We start from the raw sequence: 21,197 nt of genomic DNA on the forward strand, positions 1-21,197 counted from the left end.
AAGAATACTTTCTTTGAAATTGAAAATTTTTATGAGGCAGGCATATGAGTAAGAAAAAAAATTTTTTATTTATAGCGATTATGGTTGTTTTGCTTGTAGCGTTTCCTTTTTTACTTGAAAAATTGTTACATACTCCTTCTCAATTTGGATTTGTAGATGGCAATAATCATTCAGAATGGGTAGGGTATTATAGTTCATATATTAGTGGTTTGATTACATTGTTAGGTGTGTACTGGACAATTCAATTTACTCAAGAGCAAAATCAAGAAATAATAAAAGAAGAAAATAAGCGATTTGCGACCCAATTAAGACTTGAAAATTATCCTTTGGTAGAGATCAAAGCTTCTGCCATAAAGAGGGAAAATATTCCATCCCCATCCATAATTTATTATAAACGTCAAAATGACAATGAGCCGGAAAAATTATTAATAAAATTTGAAATCAAAAATAAAGGAAAGTCGATTATATCTCAAGCATCTCTTATTTTTCCCGATAATAGTTCTGAGTTAGTAATAATAAATAATGGATTAGAGCCGAATGAAACTGGATCAGTGAATGTTATTTTGATGGCTCTTTCTGAAAAAAGAAATGAAGATGAAGCTTTTATATTCGATATTCATTATGAGGATATTTTTTACAATCAGTATAAGGCATCTTTTTCCTTGGATGTGGATGAAAGACTTGAAGAACTTAAGACTACTCAATTAGATAAGCCGATTTTTATAAAAGTGGGAAATATTGAAGAACAATCTTTGCCAAGAAGTCTAGGATATATAGAAAATTCAATTCCTTGTGACGAAGAGAAACAAAAATATCAAGATTTGGTTTATGAGGATATTTATAATGAGGTAAAGGAAAATTTAGAAGAAAAACTCAAAAAAATCAATGTTTCATTATCACAGCTGATTGCAATGGATAAAAAACAAATGGGAAGTAAAGTTAATATAAGTAAAAATGGAGAAATTTATAATGTTGAGAGAGCTATTTTTTTAAGGGTAGAATCTCCAATTCACAAGATATATTTCAAAATCGCAAAATGCGATGCAGTATTTGAAGTAGATTTTAAAAAGAAGGTTTGGTCATTAAAAGAATTTGAAGTGGATAAAAACAACTCAGCTTTAAATGGGTTTCAAAGACGGCGATTAAAATGGGCTGTTAGGAAGTATAAGAAAGGTAAGGATATCGAAAGAGTGGAAGCTGAGGAGAAGAAATGAGTAAGGAAAAACAAATAGTCTATACAGAACGCATCCTTTACTCTCCCTCTTCTTTTGCGCGTTCTGCCTTGCTGTTTTTACAGGAAGTGGGAAGACTGACTGCTCTCGAGCCTCATACCAAGTCCCGGTCCGGGTTGTCTTCTTATTTGTTGCTGCTGGTCCATTCTGGTTCTGGTTGTTTGGAAGTAGGAGAGGATAGCTATTTGCTTAGTGCGGGGGATGTTTGTTTTATTGACTGTTCGCATCCGTATTCGCATACGACATCCTCGGACTTGTGGACGATTTCATGGATCCATTTTTCAGGCTTTCAAATGGAGTCTTTGTATGAGAAGTATCGCTCGCGGGGAGGGCAGATCGTGTTTCGTCCTCCCTCGTTGTCCTCCTTTGAATCATGCGTGTCTTCGGTTTATGAATTGGCTTCCTCGCTGGATCCGATTCGGGATATGCGGATCAACGAAGTGTTGAATCACTTGATGACGTTGTTAATGGCGGAGTCATGGCATCCGGAATTTGTGGAAAGCGGGAAGCGGGGCGAGTTGGAACAGGTGCGGGAATACATCGCGTCTCATTATTTTGAGAAACTTTCTTTGGATTCTTTATCGGCGCTGTTTTTTATGAACAAGTTTTATTTGGCGAAGATTTTTAAAGAGAAGTATGGAATGACGGTAAACGCCTATTTGTCTTCCTGTCGTCTTGCGGCTACGAAGCAGAAACTTCGATTTTCTACTTGTTCTTTGGAGGAAATCGCGGCAGCGGTGGGCTGGAAAGACGCCCAGTATTTGAGCCGGATGTTTAAAAAGCTGGAAGGGATGACACCGGGGGAGTATCGGAAAAATTGGTAGAAATAGCTATTCCTATAAACCAATATAATCCAAAAGAATGCCAAGAATGTGCATTCTTTTTTTGTGCGGATTCCGGTAAAATAATTTATATTCGTTTTAAATGAATAAGGATTATTGTATTGATTTGAATAGATAAATGAAAGGAACAAAAATTATGGAAAGAAAAGTCGCTTTGATTACAGGAATTACCGGGCAGGATGGATCGTATCTTGCCGAGTTTTTATTGGAGAAAGGGTATGAGGTGCATGGCATCGTCCGCCGCGCTTCTTTGTCCAATACGTCGAGAATCGACCATTTGCTTGGCAAAATCACGCTGCATGAAGGAGATCTTTCGGATTCTTCTTCGCTGATCCGGATCATTGGTTTGGTCAAACCAACGGAAATCTACAACCTGGCCGCTCAATCGCACGTACAGGTTTCGTTTGATGTGCCGGAATACTCCGGCGATGTGGACGCCCTTGGACCATTGCGTGTTTTGGAAGCCGTTCGAATTTTAGGATTGACTGACACGTGCCGTGTTTACCAGGCATCGACGTCCGAGTTGTATGGAAAGGTGGAAGAAGTGCCACAGCGCGAAACGACGCCGTTCCATCCGTATTCTCCTTACGCGGTCGCAAAACAATATGGATTCTGGATCACGAAAGAATACCGGGAAGCGTACAACATGTTCGCGGTCAATGGCATTTTGTTCAACCACGAGTCGGAACGTCGCGGAGAAAACTTTGTAACGCGTAAAATCACATTGGCTGCCGGCCGGATCGCCGAAGGCTTGCAAGACCATTTGGAACTGGGAAACATGGACTCGCTGCGCGACTGGGGCTACGCGAAAGACTATGTCGAATGCATGTGGCTCATTATGCAGCAGGAAAAACCGGAAGACTTCGTCATCGCGACCGGCGAACAACATACGGTACGCGACTTCACGGAAAAAGCGTTTGCCGCCAATGGCATGACGATTCGCTGGGAAGGATCGGGACTCGATGAAAAAGGCTACGACGCCAAGACCGGAAAAATGCTCGTGTGCGTCAATCCAGCCTGGTTCCGTCCGACCGACGTCGACAACTTGTGGGGCGATCCAACCAAGGCGAAAACCGTACTTGGATGGGATCCGCAAAAAACTTCGTACGAAGAACTCGTGGAGATCATGGCCAAACACGACCGGGAACTCGCAAAACGAGAGAAGAAATTAGCCGCGGAATAAAGGCGAGGAGGAATAGAACATGATGGAAAAAGATTCGAAAATCTATGTGGCCGGCCATCGCGGGATGGTTGGATCGGCCATTGTTCGGGAACTGCAACGGCAAGGCTATACGAATATCATTACCCGCACGCATAAAGAACTGGATTTGACCGACCAGGTCGCGGTCCAAACGTTCTTTGAAGCCGAAAAGCCAGAGTACGTATTTTTGGCAGCCGCCAAAGTCGGTGGGATTGTCGCCAATTCCGAAGCGCTCGCCGATTTTATGTACGACAATATGATGTTGGAAATGAACGTGATCCACTCGGCTTGGAAAAATGGATGTAAGAAACTGGAGTTCCTTGGTTCGTCGTGCATTTATCCAAAATTCGCGCCGCAACCCATGCCGGAAAGCTGTCTTTTGACTTCGTCGCTGGAAGAGACCAACGAAGCGTATGCGCTGGCTAAAATTTCCGGATTGAAGTATTGCGAATATTTAAACCGTCAGTATGAAACGGATTATATTTCGGTCATGCCAACGAACCTGTATGGTCCAAACGACAATTATCACCCAACCCACTCTCACGTGCTGCCTGCCCTGATTCGTCGCTTTCACGAAGCGAAAGTCGAAGGAAAAGAGTACGTCACGTGCTGGGGAGACGGTTCGCCGTTGCGTGAATTTTTATATGTGGATGATTTAGCGAATTTATGCGTTTTCCTAATGAACAATTATTCCGGCAATGAAACAGTCAACGCCGGAACGGGAAAAGAGCTGACGATCAAAGACTTGACTGAACTGGTCGCAAAAGTGATTGGCTATGAAGGCGAGATCCGCTGGGACCCAAGCAAACCGAATGGAACGCCGAGAAAACTGCTGGATGTTTCCAAAGCGACAAAACTGGGATGGACGTATTCGACAGAACTGGAAGAGGGAATCCGCTTATCTTACGAAGATTTTTTATCCAATCCAATGCGGGCGGAGCGATAGATTATGAATGTGATCCTTTTATCGGGTGGCTCAGGAAAGCGGCTTTGGCCGCTTTCCAACGATGTGCGCTCCAAACAGTTTATCAAATTTTTTAAAAACGACTACGACGAATACGAGTCGATGGTGCAGCGGGTGTACCGCCAGATTTTGGAAGTGGATCCATCCGCTTCGGTGACGATCGCCACCTCCAAATCGCAGGCGTCTTCGATTCACAACCAACTGGGAGATTCGGTTTCGATTTCGATCGAGCCGGATCGCCGCGATACGTTTCCGGCCATCGCGCTCGCGTCTTCCTTCCTTGCGGATGTGAAAGAACTCGATCCGGAAGAAGTTGTGATTGTCTGTCCGGTCGACCCGTATGTGGATATTGAATATTATGAGGCGTTGAAAGAGCTGGAAGCGGTAGCGGCTTCGGGTGTTTCCAACCTCGTTTTAATGGGCATGGAACCGACGTATCCGAGTGAGAAATATGGCTATATCTTGCCTTCTTCACTGGATCATGTGGCTTCGGTTTCCCGGTTTTTAGAGAAGCCGGACGTGGATTTGGCTCGAGAATACATTGGCCAGGGTGCGTTGTGGAATGGCGGTATCTTCGCGTTTAAACTGGGGTACTTATTGGAGAAGGCGCATTCTCTCATCGACTTTGTCGACTATGACGATTTGTTTGCCCGTTATTCGTCTTTGAAAAAGATCAGCTTTGACTACGAAGTGGTTGAGAAGGAACCTTCGATTTCAGTGGTTCGTTACAACGGATCGTGGAAAGACGTGGGAACGTGGAACACATTGACGGAGACGATGCATGAAAACGTGATTGGAAAGGGAATCCTGCATCGCACGTGCGAGAATGTGCATATTATCAATGAACTCGATGTGCCGATTGTCGCGTTGGGACTGGATGACGTGGTCATTTCCGCCTCCCCGGAAGGCATTCTCGTTTCAGACAAGGAGCAGTCTTCGTATATCAAACCAATCGTCGACGATATTGAACAGGAAATCATGTTTGCTGAAAAGTCGTGGGGAAGCTATCAGGTGCTCGATGTGGGCGAGGAAAGTCTGACGATCAAAGTGACGTTGTATGCGGGAAACAAAATGAGCGTGCATTACCATCAAAACCGGGATGAAGTGTGGACGGTCATTTCCGGCCGCGGGAAGTGCATCATTAACGACAATGAAAGGTTGATTGGCGTAGGCGACATTGTCACGATGCAAGCCAATCAAATCCACTCGGTGGAGGCGTTGACCGACTTGCAAATGATCGAAGTGCAAATCGGTAAAGACATTCGCAAAGAAGATAAAATCAAAGTGGACGTGCAGTGAGGTTTGGATATGGAGAGAGCGTATAAAACTTCATTAAAATTTGGTACGGGCGGGATTCGTGAAAAAATGGGACCCCGCCCCAACCAGATGAATGAAAAGACGGTGGGTATCATTACCCAAGCTTTGGCAAATTATTTGAAATCACAATATGGCGAGGAAGAAATTCGGGTTTCTATCGGATACGATTCGAGAAGAAACTCCGATTTTTTTGCCTCAGTGAGTAAAAAAGTGCTATCAAGCAATGGAATAAAAACCTACGTATTTACTGAACTTGTACCGACACCCGTATTGGCGTATTCCATCGAACATCTAAAATGCCACGCGGGCATTATGATCACGGCGTCCCACAACTCGAAAGAGTATAACGGATACAAGGTGTATGGCGCTTCGGGCGTGCAGCTGACGCCGGAAGTGGCCCGGTATGTGCAGCAGGAAATTTTAAAGCTGGACTACTCGGATGTTTTGCTTGAAGGGAACAAAGAGTTGGAGTTCGAAGTGCCGGAATCGGCGTTGTTCGCGTTTTTGGAACAGGTGGAAAACGCCGTGATGCCGGTTGAAAAGAAAGAGCCAATCACGATTGCTTTTTCGGCGTTGCATGGCGCGTCCACCCGGCCGGCCCGGCTGATTTTGGAACGCAACGGATTTGATCGTGTCGTGCTGGAAGAGGAACAATGTGTTCCGCATGGCGACTTTCCAACGTGTCCTTCGCCGAATCCGGAAGAACAAAAGGCGATGGAAAAAGTGATGGCGCTTGGAACCCGTATTGGAGCGGATGTCGTATTCGCAACGGATCCGGACGGAGACCGGCTTGGTGTTGGCTTGTGGAATGGTTCGGGATATACGTTGCTTTCGGGTAACGAGATCGGCGTGCTGCTTTACGACTACTTGCTTGCGACAGGAAAAGAAGGCGGCAAGGTGTTTAAAACGATCGTGACGACGGATTTGCTGGATGACTTGGCCAAAGACCATGGACAGGAAGTCGTGAGTGTCTTGAACGGATTCAAATACATTGGAGACCAGGTCAATTTGCTGGCAGAGCAGGGAAAAGAGCAGGAGTTTATCCTTGGCGTGGAAGAGAACTATGGCTATTTGGTTGGTTCGTATGTGAAGGACAAGGACTCGATCGGGGCGTTGCTGTTGTTTTCGAATTTGGTGCAATACAATAAGAATCTTGGAAAAGACCCGTTGGATCGCTTGCAGGAAATCTATGACACGTATGGATACCGGGAACAGAAGGTAGTTTCGTATACGTTTGAAGGGGAAGAGGGAAAAAAGAAGATCGCTTCGTATATGGCTATGTTGCGCGATGTAAAACCGAATGCATACTGGGTGGAGAAACTGGATTATTTGGATGGCGTCAACGGCTTGCCGAAGGCGGATATTTTGAAGTTTGTTTCGAAAGACAAGGATTCCTTGATTGTGCGTCCGTCGGGTACGGAGCCGAAGCTGAAACTGTATTTTTCTTTGAATTCGGAGGAGTTGAAGGAGTTTATGGGGATGACGAGGCCGTTGGATGTGGTGCTGGGGGAGTTGTTTAAATTTTCGTAATGACAAAATGCCATTCTTTGTGGGAAACAATCTCTGGAAAATATTAAAGGGGCACAAATAGTGGGCTTTGATGGATTCAAGGGTGAATTAATTTAAATGAATAGAGGTATTCATACGGGATATTACGCCTTAAAAGAATACCTTTTTGTCCATAAAAAATACCTTATAAGCACTTTTTCTACTTATTGTGTATCAAATGGTATATAATACTAAAACTAAAAGGAGGAATTTTGATGTATCATGCGGAGGATATTGCGATTTATATAGTGAATTATTGTAATAAAAAGAGGATGGATATCACCAATTTAAAATTGCAAAAGTTACTATATTTCATCCAAGGAGGATTTTTTATAATGTTTGATGAACCTTGTTTTCAAGAGGATATCCAGTGTTGGCAATATGGTCCTGTTGTAGCAAGTGTATATTCTTCATTTCGTAAATATGGTTCAGGACCAATTCCAGAAATAAAGACTATAGAGGAATATGACTTTAATACGCAAGAGTTCATAAACAAAGACTGGGATTTTTCCTTTAAAGTCGGAAGCCATGAAACTGTAATTAATGTGATTCTTGAAGATTTAGCAAAATTATCTGCTTATGAATTAGTGGACATCACTCATAGACAACATCCTTGGAAAGATAATTACGAACCATATCATCGGAATGTGATTCCAAACGAAGAAATGCGTTCCTTTTTTCGGAGAAAATTAGATGAATGAGCAGGAGATGCTGAAACGCCTCTATGCCACGTCTGGAAAAGCTTCTGAAAAATCAAAGAAAGTTATTCCAGATAATAAAATAACTGAAGAGCGAGATAAGGAATTCAATGTAATAATAAAAAAACTGTTGGAAAGTAAGTGTAAAAAAGATGAGTCTGGAAAAATCTCTAACCCGATAAAATGCCGGGAATGTGATGAGGGACAGGAGTTCGATGACATTTTAGATAAAATAGATAGATTTATTTTCAATCATAAAAGAATTCCGTATCCGATAATCACGTTGATGATATTTAATTCTAGTGGAGAAATTTATGAAAATTTGTATCATACGATTGATGGCTTGATTGAGTATGCATCTACTAACGAAAAAGTAAAAGATGAAACAATCAACGAATTGCTTAGGTTACGAGATCATGTAGAATTAGCCAATGCACAGAGTACAGTAATTGATAGAGCAGAGGAAGCGGTTGAAAACAAAATCAAAAATGATATTAATAAACTAAATAAAAAGATAAAGGAGGCAAATAAACATTTTAAGAAAGTTGAAAATAAAACAAAAGAATTATCTAAGGAGCTAATAGGAATTGTTGCAATTTTTGTGGGTATAGCATTCGTAATGTTTGGAGGTACTAATCTTATTAACGGACTCTTTTCAGAGATTAATCCTCAAAAATTAATGCTATTGCTTTGTATAGGAAGTTTGTTTGGGGTTGTAATTATTGAAACAATTTACTATTTTATTATGATGGTTTTCGACCTCTCAGGGTTACATCAAGAATCAGGTGAAAGTGGGAAAACATTTGCCCAAAAAGCTGAAAAATATTTGTTTATTACTCTAATTATAACAGGTTGTTTAAACTTTTTAGGAATCAATAATATTGGTTGGTGATTTAATGGTAATAGGAAATAGATTTCCAAAAATTGCAATTGCGTTATTAAGTGTTTTGGGGATGTTGATTCTTGTTTTGATGATTCTTGGTTGTATCTATGGAATCAAGTGCCTGAGTAATAGAATAAAAAGTAAGAAACAAACCGATTAATAACTTTTCGACCTCCAAATCTTCCGGTATCCTAAGTGATGATATAGGAGGTCTTTTTTTATGTAACTTATTCCTTGATTTCTATAAAAAAGCGCATAAAAACCCTATTTTGAAAAACAGCGTTAATTTGTATCTCTTCCATCAAGACATTTGAAGTGCCTGATTCCTATATTCCACTGGAATCTCTATGCCCAGGTTTTCTAGTTTTGTCAAATAACTTTTGATCTTACTTTCCTTTGTCTTTGTTTGATAATAATTGCTTCCCAATTCCTTGTATGATTCTCCGTTTTTCAGCATATGATATGCAATCTTCAAAATTGAATGTCCCACTGCCACGATCGCTCTCTTTTTTCCGCGATGTGCCGCGATCCGGTTGTATAGAGAGGAAAAATAGCTTTCTTTTTTCATTACGGCAGAATGCGCGCAAACCACCAGAGTACTCCTTAGCAGTTTGTTTCCTTTTGTCGTTCGAGCGCTCAGTTTTTTCTTTGCCGATTCTTTGTTTCCCGGGCTGATTCCCGCCCATGAACAAATGTGGCGATCCGTGGGAAACCGACTCATATCGACACCAATCACAGATATGATGATTTTCGCGCTGTCTTCTCCGATTCCCGGAATCTGCGTTAATCGTTTGGCCGCTTCTTTCTCCGGATCGCTCATGGCGTCGTTGATATCCTGATCCAGTTCTCGAATATGCTTTTCCAATTCATCAATATGCTTGCGCAGTTCCCGGATCATTTTGATTTGAACCGGACTCAGCACGCCATTCATATCCTCGATCAACTTTGTTTTGCTCGCTTTTAATCTTCTTGAAATCTTTCTGTCTTTGATCATCTGGTCATAAACAGCTTCATCGAATTTTTCGCCTTCCAGAATGAGATCCAAAAGATTTCTCGCGCTTTTTCCATTGATATTGGATACTGTACCGGACAACTTGATATTTCCGCCTTCCAGCATTTTTTGGAGCCGGTTCAATTCGGCGGATTGGGTTTTTACCAGACTTTTCCTGTAGCTGACAAGCTCGCGAAGTTCGCGTTGGGAGCGATTGGGAATAAAGCTGGGAATCAATAAGCCATGACAAAGAAGATCGGAAATCCATTCCGCGTCTTTGATATCCGTCTTTCGACCGGGAACATTGCGCATATGCTGAGCATTGACAACAATCGGGTTCAAGTCGAAAGATTCAAGGACATTGTATAAAGGTTTCCAGTAAGAACCGGTGCTTTCCATAGCGACGGCTTGACAATGATTTTCCAAGAGCCAATCCGCCAAAGAGAGAAGTTCACGAGTGGAAGCACCGAATTCCTTGATCTGGGTGTTCTGCTCCTGACGAAGACAGGCGACGATCAATTTCTTGTGAACATCAATACCACAACAAACCGCATAAAGATTTTCCATAAACAAAACTCCTTTTCAAATAAAGCGGTCGGAACGGCTGCGTAGATCATTTTTTTATACGTTTTTTCGACGAAGCGATCAACAGATGGTGGTGCGTTCAACCGTCCCTCAATCAATTTTTTTTACGAGTTCGGAGCTCAAAAAAGAGACGACCTCTTCCGCTAATTCCAGTATAAAGAAAAAAGGAATGAAACAATAGATTTTTGTCTAAAGTTACATTCCGTGTGGTACACCTCGGAGTATGGAGATTTTTTATGTAACTTATTCCTTGGTTTTGGTAAAAAAAGCGCATAAAAACCCTATTTTGAAAAAAAGCGTTAATTTGTATCTCTTCCATCAAGACATTTGAAGTGCCTGATTCTTATACTCCACTGGAATCTCTATGCCCAGGTTTTCTAGTTTTGTCAAATAACTTTTGATCTTACTTTCCTTTGTCTTTGTTTGATAATAATTGCTTCCCAATTCCTTGTATGATTCTCCGTTTTTCAGCATATGATATGCAATCTTCAAAATTGAATGTCCCACTGCCACGATCGCTCTCTTTTTTCCGCGATGTGCCGCGATCCGGTTGTATAGAGAGGAAAAATAGCTTTCTTTTTTCATTACGGCAGAATGCGCGCAAACCACCAGAGTACTCCTTAGCAGTTTGTTTCCTTTTGTCGTTCGAGCGCTCAGTTTTTTCTTTGCCGATTCTTTGTTTCCCGGGCTGATTCCCGCCCATGAACAAATGTGGCGATCCGTGGGAAACCGACTCATATCGACACCAATCACAGATATGATGATTTTCGCGCTGTCTTCTCCGATTCCCGGAATCTGCGTTAATCGTTTGGCCGCTTCTTTCTCCGGATCGCTCATGGCGTCGTTGATATCCTGATCCAGTTCTCGAATATGCTTTTCCAATTCATCAATATGCTTGCGCAGTTCCCGGATCATTTTGATTTGAACCGGACTCAGCACGCCATTCATATCCTCGATCAACTTTGTTTTGCTCGCTTTTAATCTTCTTGAAATCTTTCTGTCTTTGATCATCTGGTCATAAACAGCTTCATCGAATTTTTCGCCTTCCAGAATGAGATCCAAAAGATTTCTCGCGCTTTTTCCATTGATATTGGATACTGTACCGGACAACTTGATATTTCCGCCTTCCAGCATTTTTTGGAGCCGGTTCAATTCGGCGGATTGGGTTTTTACCAGACTTTTCCTGTAGCTGACAAGCTCGCGAAGTTCGCGTTGGGAGCGATTGGGAATAAAGCTGGGAATCAATAAGCCATGACAAAGAAGATCGGAAATCCATTCCGCGTCTTTGATATCCGTCTTTCGACCGGGAACATTGCGCATATGCTGAGCATTGACAACAATCGGGTTCAAGTCGAAAGATTCAAGGACATTGTATAAAGGTTTCCAGTAAGAACCGGTGCTTTCCATAGCGACGGCTTGACAATGATTTTCCAAGAGCCAATCCGCCAAAGAGAGAAGTTCACGAGTGGAAGCACCGAATTCCTTGATCTGGGTGTTCTGCTCCTGACGAAGACAGGCGACGATCAATTTCTTGTGAACATCAATACCACAACAAACCGCATAAAGATTTTCCATAAACAAAACTCCTTTTCAAATAAAGCGGTCGGAACGGCTGCGTAGATCATTTTTTTATACGTTTTTTCGACGAAGCGATCAACAGATGGTGGTGCGTTCAACCGTCCCTCAATCAATTTTTTTTACGAGTTCGGAGCTCAAAAAAGAGACGACCTCTTCCGCTAATTCCAGTATAAAGAAAAAAGGAATGAAACAATAGATTTTTGTCTAAAGTTACATTCCGTGTGGTACACCTCGGAGTATGGAGATTTATTATAAATGAATTGAACACAACGACGAAAACAAAGACTTCTTCTTTTACGGAAGTCTATCTTTCTAGGAAACCTATGCCTGTCCGTACAAAAGACGGGGAAGGCGTTCTTTATAAAACGAAAGCGCCAGGTGCTCTGATCCCCAGCTCGTATGCCGGCGCGCAGACCATCGCGTACATCGCCAACGAGAGGTACGTCAAAGGCGTTCCATATTATCGGTTGGAAAAAGAGTGGAACCACTGGAAGCTGCCGATCAGCCGAAGGACGATGTCGAACTGGATGATGCTCGCGTCCGAACATTATTTCGAGCCGTTGTTCGAGAGAATGAAAGACCATTTCTTGAAAGAGGAGTACATCCACTGCGACGAGACGACGATCCAGGTCAAAGGCGAAGAAGGAAGAAAGGATACGAGCAAGTCGTACATATGGGTATACAGCTCGATGATGGAAAGCGAACATCCGGTCCGATTGTTCGACTACACGCCAGGACGTGGAAGAAAATATGCAGCCAGCTTTCTAAGCGGGTTCACCGGCATCCTGATCACCGACGATTACGCGGGATACAATCAGGCGGACTACGACCAAAGAGCGCTATGCTGGGCGCATGCGCGAAGGTATTTCGTGGACGCGTTGGAAGGACTAAGAGAAGCAGCGGAAGAATCGATCGCGTACCGGATGCTGGTACAAATGGCGAAGATCTTCCATATCGAAGCGAAGCTTCAAAAACGGACGAAAAAAGAATGGGAAAAAGAAAGGATGCTGCGCGAAAGCGAACGTGCTCGTACCGTATCAATACATACACTACATATTGGAAAAACTGAACGGAAAGCTCGACCAGCAGACCAATGAGATTCTGGATCAAGTGATGCCGTGGAATGGCGAAGTCAAAGAGCAATGCGGATGAAGCAAATAAAACAGGGCGTTCATCTGTGGGAGGAGGTTCTCACAGGCGAATGCCCTTTTCTAGACGCGGTTGTATTTCCCGCTTATCTTACTTTTTGATTTTTTTATATAAATTTATTATCTCTCTTTTTAAATCATCAGAAAATTCGAAAAACTCATCGAATATTTGATTAACACCGCCTTTTTTTTCTTCGATTGCTTTTTTTGAAGGATGTATAACTTCGCCGTGTTTGTTTTTTGGTGCTAATTCAAGGATTTCTGGAAAATTCCGATAATTATTGATGTAATATGCTAAAATTCCATGGCGAACAAAATCAGCTAGTCCATTATAAGTTACATGTTCCTCAGATATTATTTCTTTTGGCGTTAATATAAAGGGCGATTTATTATTCTCACAAACTGGGATTTTACATTTCTTTTTTATAAATTGATGGCTTGTTAAATCCCAAGAAACTAATTCGGTATTTTCCCAATAAAAACCAGTGTCTACTTTATATTCATCTAGAGTCTCTTTTGTAAAATCAACTAAATCAAAGAGGATAATTCTGGCACAAATATCCGAAATCCGATCTGATCCAATTTGCTTTATAAAAATGGTAAAATCTTCTAAATGAGTTAATAGATCCTCGGAAAAAGCCTCTGAGTCGATGATACTATCGCATAATTCTTTCCCGGTTATTGTCCCTAACCCCTTTCCTTGGGGATTAGATTTACAATATCCTAAATGAATAAAGTTACACTCGCTAAGGGAATTGCATAATTGGATTGCTTCTTCATATTTATCATTTTTCAGTAGAGAGACGAGTGTTTCCATAAAATCATTTATTTTATCCTCATATAATAATGTCCGTTGGGAGTTTCCACATCGAATTTTATGAGGATCAATAAATGCTTTTGTGTCTTTCTCCAAATTAATGTTAAAATGCTCAGAATTATCTGGAAGGTTATAAAAATCGTTAATATGCATCAATAAAGTTATCCTTTCTTTTTGTGTGAGATAAAACGTTTTATTCGATTTATTTTTACCATATTTTTTCTCACCAGTCAACTGTTTAATCGGAAAATACGAGTTAAAATTTCTTTTTTTGGTTTAAAAAGTGAAATCTTTTGAAGGATAATGAAAAAATCGATTTAAATGTAAATATCAATACAACAGATCCCCTATTGCTGAAAGAGAGGAACAGGTACTGAAAGTGGCGCCTGTAAGTATTCCGCTAATTTGTATCCACCCTGTAAGCTGGAAAAGTTCACTTAATTTGCTATGGAAGTCCATCTTATTAGAAAATTAAATACGGAGGAGAAGTCCATAAATAATCACGGTTATTCAAGCCGATGTCATTAAGTTAAATGATATCGAAGTTCTAGAACGAATCAGCGATTTTTAGAAATTACTAGAGCGTTGCAACTCTTTTGGCTCTTACAAGAAGTTTGTTACAGAATCCATTGAACGGAAGGAAGATTTATGATCCTTCCGTTTTTTTTGTGCATCTTCCTTTCTTTGGTCCGGATTGTGAAGTCCAATAGGATCAGGTAGCTTAGGAGGCGTCTTTATGTCTAAATCTCAATCGGTTATGCCGGTTTTTTCCGTCGATGATTTTTTGTTTGGCCATGATTTGATGGACGATCCAGACCAGAAATCTTATTTCGACAAAGAGAGCAACTCACTCCATTTATTCAAATGTCAAAAAAAATCAGTCCATCCTGTATGTCCTTATTGTGGAGAAGAGGCAACTCGCACGAATGGATGGGAACGACGTACTTGCCAGCTTTTTCCGATCCATGGCTTTTCTGTTTTTCTCCATATCCGTCAGCGACGTTTCAAGTGTGCAAATCCACATTGTTCGCACTACACGTTCACTTTGGAAACGCCGGGTTTCAAAGCCTATCAGCATCGCAGCGATTCTTTGAACATTGCGCTTTTTGCGTTGTCCATCTTTTTCAGCGATACGGCCCTTTCGCTTCTTTTCAGGCAGTTTGGACTCCAGATCAATCGGGAATCTATCCGCAACCTTTTCTCGCATATCGTGTAGCGGGTCACATTAGATTGATCGCAATCGTCAAACTATTTTCAATCCGATTTTAATATCGCCTCAATCTTGGAGGCGATGTTTTACCAACAACAGCAGCTTGGCGTACTTCTTTCCAAATGCTTTCTTGATCGACGGATGCACTTCGTAATCGTTGGAGAAAAGCAGATTCCCGAAAGTGGTCATATAGTTTTCTACGAAAGGAAGCAAAGATCTATGGCAAACAAGAAAAAACAATTTACAGCCGAATTTAAACAGAACGCGGTGGATTATGTCTACGCGCATCCTGACATGACCGTCCAGCAATGCGCCGATCATTTGGAAGTCGGAAAAAGCACCTTGGCCCGTTGGAAACGCGAAGCCAAAGCCAACCCAAACCACGAAGTTCCATTTGTAGGATCCGGTCATTATTCTTCAGAAGCCGAAAAAGAAAACATACGGCTTCAAAGAGAATTGCGTGACACGCAGGAGGCTTTGAAAATCCTAAAAAAAGCCATCAGCATTCTGGGAAATTAACACAAGTCATCTATGAACTTGTCACACTGGAACACAACGCCGGAGTTCGCTTCTCCGTGTCCAGAGTGCTGCATCTTTTAAAGCTCTCCACCTCCGGGTATTACGATTTTCTAAAAAGAGAACCAAGCCAACAGGCGCTTCATAAAGAAGAAGTGAAAAAACAGATCAAAGATATTTATGAAGAGAGTCACCAGAACTATGGAGCACCCAAGATTGCAAAAGTTCTCGAAAAACAAGGGATCGTGATCTCACCGCGTACTGTCGGGCTGTATATGCGCGAGATGGACATACAGGCTCAATGGGTCAAAAAAGGCGTAAAAACAACCGTGGACAGCTGTTTCCATACCGAGTTGAAAAACGAATTGCAGAGACAATTCTCACCAGAAAAGCCGAATGCGGTATGGTGTAGCGACATCACCTACATCCGAACGAGATTGTCCGGATTCGTGTATCTGACATGCGTCATGGATCTCTATTCCCGGAAGATCATCGCGTGGAAATTGTCAAAAACGTTGGAAGTGACCGAAGTGCTGGAATGCATCGAAATGGCGAAAACTGTACGTCACATCGACCAGCCGCTCATCATCCATACAGACCGCGGGATCCACTATACATGCGAATTGTATCAACAAATGACCAGGGGGATGAAGCGGAGTTATTCGCAAAAAGGCACGCCGTACGACAACGCGTGTATCGAGTCGTTTCATTCATTGATCAAGCGAGAATGGCTAGGACGATGCGAGATCCAAAACTATCGGCATGCGTCCCGTCTCGTGTGGGAATACATCGAAGGCTGGTACAACACGATCCGGATCCACAGTCATTGCGAATACCAATCGCCCAATGACTATGAAATGGAATGGCACAAGCAAGAACGTAAGAAGTAGCGTGAAAAGAGAAAAAATTCTGAAGCACTCTTTACAGCGGGCTTTCCCCTGATAAGCTAGGGAGGCCATCGAACCCAATGTATACGATCAAGAAATTGGATGATGGCAAAGAAAGGGGTTCAGGGGAAAAAGGGACCCGGTGTCAAGAGAGGAAGCGGAAGAAATTTTTCGAGTCTGGACTACTTAAACAGCTGAGAAAATTTTATCGGAAAGTGGCATTATCGAACTAGATATGCAGTAGAACTACTTATGTTCACTTTTTAATGATATGTTAAGCCAAATAAAACGAAAAACTCGTTTTTATTGATTTTTTTCTCTTTTTTGATAATAATTATAATGGGAATAGAAGGAGAAATATAGAAATATGTTGCTAGAGTTTGAATTTTCAAATTTTCTATCATTTAAAGAAAAACAAAAATTAGATTTAAAGGCTCAAAAAAGTAGAGTGAAAAACCAAAGGGTATATAAGTACGGAAAAAATAAGTATTTAAAATTTGCAAGTATTTTTGGTTCAAATGGTTCTGGAAAATCTAATTTAGTGTATGCTTTAGACTTTATGAAGGAAAGACTTCTAAATGAAGAAAGTAAAACGAAATATAATTATTTTAAATTAGATGAAAGGTTCAGAAATAAAGAAAGCTTATTTAATGTAGAAATATTAGTGGATGAAGAGATTTATGAATATGGGTATGAAATCTATTTAGCTACAAATCAAATTAAATCTGAATGGTTATACATTATTAATAAAAAAGGAGATAAAAAGGCTATATTTAATAGATCGTTAGATAAAAACGAGATAAAGTTTTCGGAAAAATATTTTAAAAATGAGAAAATAATAGAGAGGTTAAATGTTTATGGGGAAGACATAAAAGATGATGATAAGATTTTGTTTTTAAGTATAATGAATCAAAATAAGACTCATTTATATAAAAATAATGAAAAAAGTGAAATTATATTGTTCAAAAAAATCTTTGATTGGTTTCAAACAAAGCTTATAATTAATTTTCCAGAATATAGTTTTAATTCGCTTAGTTATTTTATGGAAGCAGATAGTAGCCAAGAATTGATTGAATTACTTAGATGGTTTGATTTTGGAATAGATAGTTATAAATTTATTGATGTTTCTAAAGATGAAATCATTGAAAATATACCGAAGCAATTTTTAAACAAAATAGAAAGAGAGTTTGAAATAAGAAATAAAACAAAACAAAACTTTTCAAAATTAGGATTGTTAAGAGGAAGAAAGAGTCATAAGAACTCATATTATATTATTGGGTATAACGAAGGGGAAGTAATATATAAAACTATAAAATTTATCCATCAAGGAAATAATGCTTTATTTGGGGTTTCCGAGGAGTCAGATGGAACATTAAAAATGCTGGATTTATTTGACATTCTTTTGGATAAAGATAATGACCGTGTTTATGTTGTAGATGAACTCGATCTTTTTCTTCATCCAAGCATTTCATATAAATTTATAAGTAAATTTTTAGAATTAGCCCAGAATAAGAATATTCAGTTAATTGTTACTTCTCATGAAACTAAGCTTTTAGATTTTAATTTATTGAGAAGAGATGAGGTGTGGTTTACGATAAAGCAATCGGATGGAGAATCAAATTTAGTAAATTTATCCAAATTTGCACCACGATCAGATAAAAAATTAGAAAAAGCTTATTTTGATGGAGATTTCGATATTATTCCAGAACAAAACCTTCACCACTCCAATCATTGAGAGACCCCAGAACATGAAAATCAAGGGTCTCCTTTTTTAGTAGGTGTATAAAAATCGCGAGAAGTTGACGCATAATTGAACCGAGCAAGGAGGAAAAGACGTGTCCGTGGTGCTGATTGTATTCATTCTTTACGCTATAATAAAAATATGAATAGTTCATTGTATCAAGAAGGTCTGGAAGAAAAGGTTGAACGGCTGGAAAAAGAAAACGAGTATTTGAAATCGCTTTTGGAAAAATATCAAATTGAATTTGATCCATTGCCTTTTATTCATGACGAAAAAATCACAGAAGTGCATGTGCGCTTTTTCTATTCCATGTTTCGTGGAAGAAGCGATGTGTACGCAAAACGGTCTGGAAAGCCGAATTCAAAGACGGGCAAGGCTGGTTATTATCCGCAATGCGCGAATTTTTGGAAAGATGGCTATTGTCCGCGCAAACAGGGAATGTCGATTTCATGCCAGAAGTGCGATAACAGGCAATATCTTTCGATGACAGGACCGGTTCTTATGGCGCATTTAAAGGGGGAAAAGGAAGATGGTTCCGACGTGATTGGAATTTATCCATTGCTCCCGGACGGGCGGTGTAATTTCCTGGTTTTTGATTTTGATGATCACGAAATGCTTGGAAATCAATGGATGGTGGAAGTGGATGGGCTGCGAAAGATGTGTCAAGAGTTGCATGTTCCATGCCTTGTGGAACGATCCCGTTCCGGGAATGGAGCGCATGTCTGGCTGTTTTTCAAGCACCCGATTCAAGCCGTTAAAGCCAGAAAGTTCGGAACGCTTTTATTGACAAAAGGATCGGAATCGATCGAGCTGAAATCATTTGCCTCGTATGATCGGATGATTTCTGCTCAGGATTGGCTGGAAAAAGGGAAGATCGGTAATTTAGTCGCGTTGCCGCTTCAGGGACGAGCGTTGAAAACGGAAACAGCGCTTTCGTGGATGAACATTGGAATCCATATCCGAATCAATGGCGAGCGTTAAAACATACGCAAAAAATCTCAGAAGAATTGATAGATGACTGCATTCAGAAATGGGATTATAACGATCTGCTAGGACCGTTATTTGATGGTTCTATCTGTGCGTTGGAAGAAGAGAAACCGTGGAATACATCATCTTTGATTTTTGCTCAAGAAGATGTAAGCGGAACGGTCAAACTGGTCCGTGCGAATCAATTGTATGTGGAAACCACAAATTTAAAACCAAGACTCCTTAATCAAATTCGCCGTCTTGCTTCGTTTTCCAATTCTGAATTTTATAAAACACAGCGAATGGGATATTCGACACATGGACTTTCGCGAATTATCGCTTGCTATGACAATTTTGAACGGTATATCGCGATTCCTCGCGGACTGGAAGAAAATCTTATTGGAAAATTGAACCAGGCTTCGATTGAATATGAAATTGAAGATCAGACGGCAATAGGATATCCATTACGAGTTCAATGGAAAGGGAACTTATATCCCCGGCAGCAACAGGCAGTGGATTCTTTGCGAAAACATAACTATGGAATTTTATCGGCATCGACAGCTTTCGGGAAGACCGTGGTTGGCGCCAGTCTGATTGCGCAAATCAAGAAAAGCACTTTGATTTTGGTCCATACAACAGAAATATTGAATGGATGGGTTGAAGAGCTGGAACGATTTCTTTCCTGGGACGAGCCGCTCCCTGAATATAAGACGCCTACGGGTCGAAAAAAGGTTCGAAAAAGTCATATTGGGGTTCTTTATGCGGGAAAGGATACATGCGCCGGAAAAATAGACGTGGCTTTGATTTCATCGGTTTCAAAAAAGGAAAGTGAGCACCCATTTTTACATCAATATGGAATGGTCATTATGGATGAATGCCATCATATTCCGTCAAAAACCTATGAGCAAGTCATTCAGAAAGTTCCGGCACGTTATCGTTATGGTTTTAGCGCTACGCCAAAACGGGAAGATGGGCAGGAGCCGAAAATATTTATGTATTTTGGACCGATTCGTTATCGTTTCAGTGCCAGAGATCGCGCCATGCAACAAGGGATCCAGCACCTGGTTGTCCCAAGATTTACATCGCTTCGTTTGGTGAATGAGAAAGAGATAAAGATCCAGGAAGCGTATCAAATGGCAATCGAAAACGTTAGACGAAACGATTTGATTGTCAAGGATATTCAGGAAGCAGTTAAAAAAGGGCGGACGCCATTGGTTCTTTCACGGTCCAGAAGGCATGCTCAATATTTATATCGGCGATTGGAAGGCGTATCGGATCAAATGTTTCTCTTACAAGGGGGCAAAACACCGCGAGAAAGAAGTGAAATCCGAAGGAAGATGAAGGAAGTTCGTGAAAATGAATCGTTGATTTTGATTGCGATTGACAAATATATTGGCGAAGGATTCAATTATCCTCGACTGGATGCTTTGTTTTTAACAACCCCTTTCAAAAACGATGTGAATGTGGAGCAATATGTAGGGAGACTGAATCGTGATTATGCGGGGAAAGAAAACGTGATTGTCTCACGCATGCCACACAATGCATTTACGATGAGAAAAACTACAAAGAGGTGTTTCAGAAAGACTTGAACCAGGCAAGACGAGAAGTTGTGGTTTGTTGTTCAAACATATCATGGAAAACATTCAAGGAATATAAATTATTATTTGAAGAAATGGAAAATCATGGATCTCGAATTTATATTTTTACAAATGAAAGCAACGATAATTCTAATTTGGAACGGGAAAACGGCAAGCTGATTTTTAGAAAAAATTTGTATGAACAATTCGCGGTCATCGATCGAAAAATCGTTTGGTACGGGAACATCAATTTGATTGGAGAAGATGCGGAAGAAGGTCGAGTGATGCGAATCGTGGATTCGAGAATTGCGGATGAATTGGTTTCTGGAATGGTAGAAGAGGATACTTTACAAATGAAATTGTTTTGATTGTGCCTTCTTTTCTTGGATTTAATGAAATAAGACATTCTTTGTGATAATCGAAGGAGATAAGCCAGTAAAGATATCTTATGGATAGGCACGGTAGTTTCGGACTGAAAACCTCGGCAGAACGTAAG

Annotated in this window: 19 protein-coding genes; 16 read left to right on the forward strand and 3 right to left on the reverse strand. The window is 40.7% G+C overall.

The window, feature by feature from the left end:
* Positions 1-44: 44 nt before the first annotated feature.
* The 8 genes from ABNS49_RS03405 to ABNS49_RS03440 all read left to right on the forward strand — a co-directional run bounded on the left by ABNS49_RS03405 (position 45) and on the right by ABNS49_RS03440 (position 8,694).
* Complete coding sequence (locus ABNS49_RS03405) at positions 45-1,214, forward strand: hypothetical protein (RefSeq protein WP_348687902.1); 1,170 nt, start codon at positions 45-47, stop codon at positions 1,212-1,214.
* On the forward strand, positions 1,211-2,056 hold the full coding sequence (locus ABNS49_RS03410) for an AraC family transcriptional regulator (protein ID WP_348687904.1): 846 nt from the start codon (positions 1,211-1,213) through the stop codon (positions 2,054-2,056). Before ABNS49_RS03405 ends, ABNS49_RS03410 begins: the two co-directional genes overlap by 4 nt.
* Before the next feature lie 154 nt (positions 2,057-2,210).
* The gene (gene gmd, locus ABNS49_RS03415; RefSeq protein WP_348687906.1) at positions 2,211-3,257 is read left to right on the forward strand and encodes a GDP-mannose 4,6-dehydratase; all 1,047 of its coding nucleotides are present in this window, start codon (positions 2,211-2,213) and stop codon (positions 3,255-3,257) included.
* Between the two features lie 19 nt (positions 3,258-3,276).
* A complete protein-coding gene (locus ABNS49_RS03420; protein ID WP_289197611.1) occupies positions 3,277-4,221 on the forward strand; it encodes a GDP-L-fucose synthase in 945 nt (314 codons plus the stop codon).
* Positions 4,222-4,224: 3 nt separating this feature from the next.
* On the forward strand, positions 4,225-5,538 hold the full coding sequence (locus ABNS49_RS03425; protein ID WP_289108568.1) for a sugar phosphate nucleotidyltransferase: 1,314 nt from the start codon (positions 4,225-4,227) through the stop codon (positions 5,536-5,538).
* 9 nt (positions 5,539-5,547) lie between these two features.
* On the forward strand, positions 5,548-7,086 hold the full coding sequence (locus ABNS49_RS03430) for a phospho-sugar mutase (protein WP_289114131.1): 1,539 nt from the start codon (positions 5,548-5,550) through the stop codon (positions 7,084-7,086).
* Positions 7,087-7,319: 233 nt separating this feature from the next.
* Positions 7,320-7,805 carry a type II toxin-antitoxin system antitoxin SocA domain-containing protein gene (locus tag ABNS49_RS03435; protein ID WP_289108599.1) on the forward strand — a complete coding sequence of 162 codons (486 nt, stop codon included), beginning with the start codon at positions 7,320-7,322 and terminating at the stop codon, positions 7,803-7,805.
* Positions 7,798-8,694 (forward strand): hypothetical protein, encoded by an 897-nt coding sequence (locus ABNS49_RS03440; RefSeq protein WP_290092551.1) that lies wholly within the window; start codon positions 7,798-7,800, stop codon positions 8,692-8,694. Before ABNS49_RS03435 ends, ABNS49_RS03440 begins: the two co-directional genes overlap by 8 nt.
* A 292-nt stretch (positions 8,695-8,986) precedes the next feature.
* On the opposite strand, the gene ABNS49_RS03445 is transcribed toward ABNS49_RS03440, so the two are convergent.
* On the reverse strand, positions 8,987-10,243 hold the full coding sequence (locus ABNS49_RS03445; protein ID WP_348687908.1) for an IS110 family transposase: 1,257 nt from the start codon (positions 10,241-10,243) through the stop codon (positions 8,987-8,989).
* A gap of 336 nt (positions 10,244-10,579) precedes the next feature.
* Positions 10,580-11,836: an IS110 family transposase gene (locus tag ABNS49_RS03450; protein WP_348687910.1), complete on the reverse strand. Its 1,257-nt coding sequence runs from the start codon at positions 11,834-11,836 to the stop codon at positions 10,580-10,582.
* Positions 11,837-12,162: 326 nt separating this feature from the next.
* Between ABNS49_RS03450 and ABNS49_RS03455 the strand changes: the two genes are divergently transcribed.
* Positions 12,163-12,936 carry an IS66 family transposase gene (locus ABNS49_RS03455; RefSeq protein WP_289108590.1) on the forward strand — a complete coding sequence of 258 codons (774 nt, stop codon included), beginning with the start codon at positions 12,163-12,165 and terminating at the stop codon, positions 12,934-12,936.
* 142 nt (positions 12,937-13,078) lie between these two features.
* On the opposite strand, the gene ABNS49_RS03460 is transcribed toward ABNS49_RS03455, so the two are convergent.
* The gene (locus ABNS49_RS03460; protein WP_290092443.1) at positions 13,079-13,957 is read right to left on the reverse strand and encodes a hypothetical protein; all 879 of its coding nucleotides are present in this window, start codon (positions 13,955-13,957) and stop codon (positions 13,079-13,081) included.
* A 583-nt stretch (positions 13,958-14,540) separates the two neighbouring features.
* Between ABNS49_RS03460 and ABNS49_RS03465 the strand changes: the two genes are divergently transcribed.
* From ABNS49_RS03465 to ABNS49_RS03495, 7 genes are all read left to right on the forward strand, one after another.
* On the forward strand, positions 14,541-15,020 hold the full coding sequence (locus tag ABNS49_RS03465; protein WP_289108592.1) for a transposase family protein: 480 nt from the start codon (positions 14,541-14,543) through the stop codon (positions 15,018-15,020).
* A gap of 213 nt (positions 15,021-15,233) precedes the next feature.
* Positions 15,234-15,533 (forward strand): transposase, encoded by a 300-nt coding sequence (locus ABNS49_RS03470; RefSeq protein WP_277820874.1) that lies wholly within the window; start codon positions 15,234-15,236, stop codon positions 15,531-15,533.
* Between the two features lie 26 nt (positions 15,534-15,559).
* Entirely contained in the window at positions 15,560-16,420 is an 861-nt protein-coding gene (locus ABNS49_RS03475; protein WP_168353674.1) for an IS3 family transposase, read from the forward strand.
* 364 nt (positions 16,421-16,784) lie between these two features.
* A complete protein-coding gene (locus ABNS49_RS03480) occupies positions 16,785-18,152 on the forward strand; it encodes an AAA family ATPase (RefSeq protein WP_289116187.1) in 1,368 nt (455 codons plus the stop codon).
* Between the two features lie 147 nt (positions 18,153-18,299).
* Positions 18,300-19,139, forward strand: a complete 840-nt coding sequence (locus ABNS49_RS03485) for a hypothetical protein (RefSeq protein ID WP_348687913.1) — start codon at positions 18,300-18,302, stop codon at positions 19,137-19,139.
* Positions 19,094-20,713, forward strand: coding sequence for a DEAD/DEAH box helicase (locus tag ABNS49_RS03490; protein WP_135979970.1), 1,620 nt, complete (start codon positions 19,094-19,096; stop codon positions 20,711-20,713). The genes ABNS49_RS03485 and ABNS49_RS03490 overlap by 46 nt, the downstream gene beginning before the upstream one ends.
* On the forward strand, positions 20,710-21,069 hold the full coding sequence (locus tag ABNS49_RS03495) for a hypothetical protein (protein ID WP_135979971.1): 360 nt from the start codon (positions 20,710-20,712) through the stop codon (positions 21,067-21,069). Before ABNS49_RS03490 ends, ABNS49_RS03495 begins: the two co-directional genes overlap by 4 nt.
* Positions 21,070-21,197: the final 128 nt, after the last annotated feature.

This window comes from uncultured Dubosiella sp., assembly GCF_964018005.1.
GTDB classification, from domain to species: Bacteria; Bacillota_I; Bacilli_A; order Erysipelotrichales; family Erysipelotrichaceae; genus Dubosiella; species Dubosiella muris.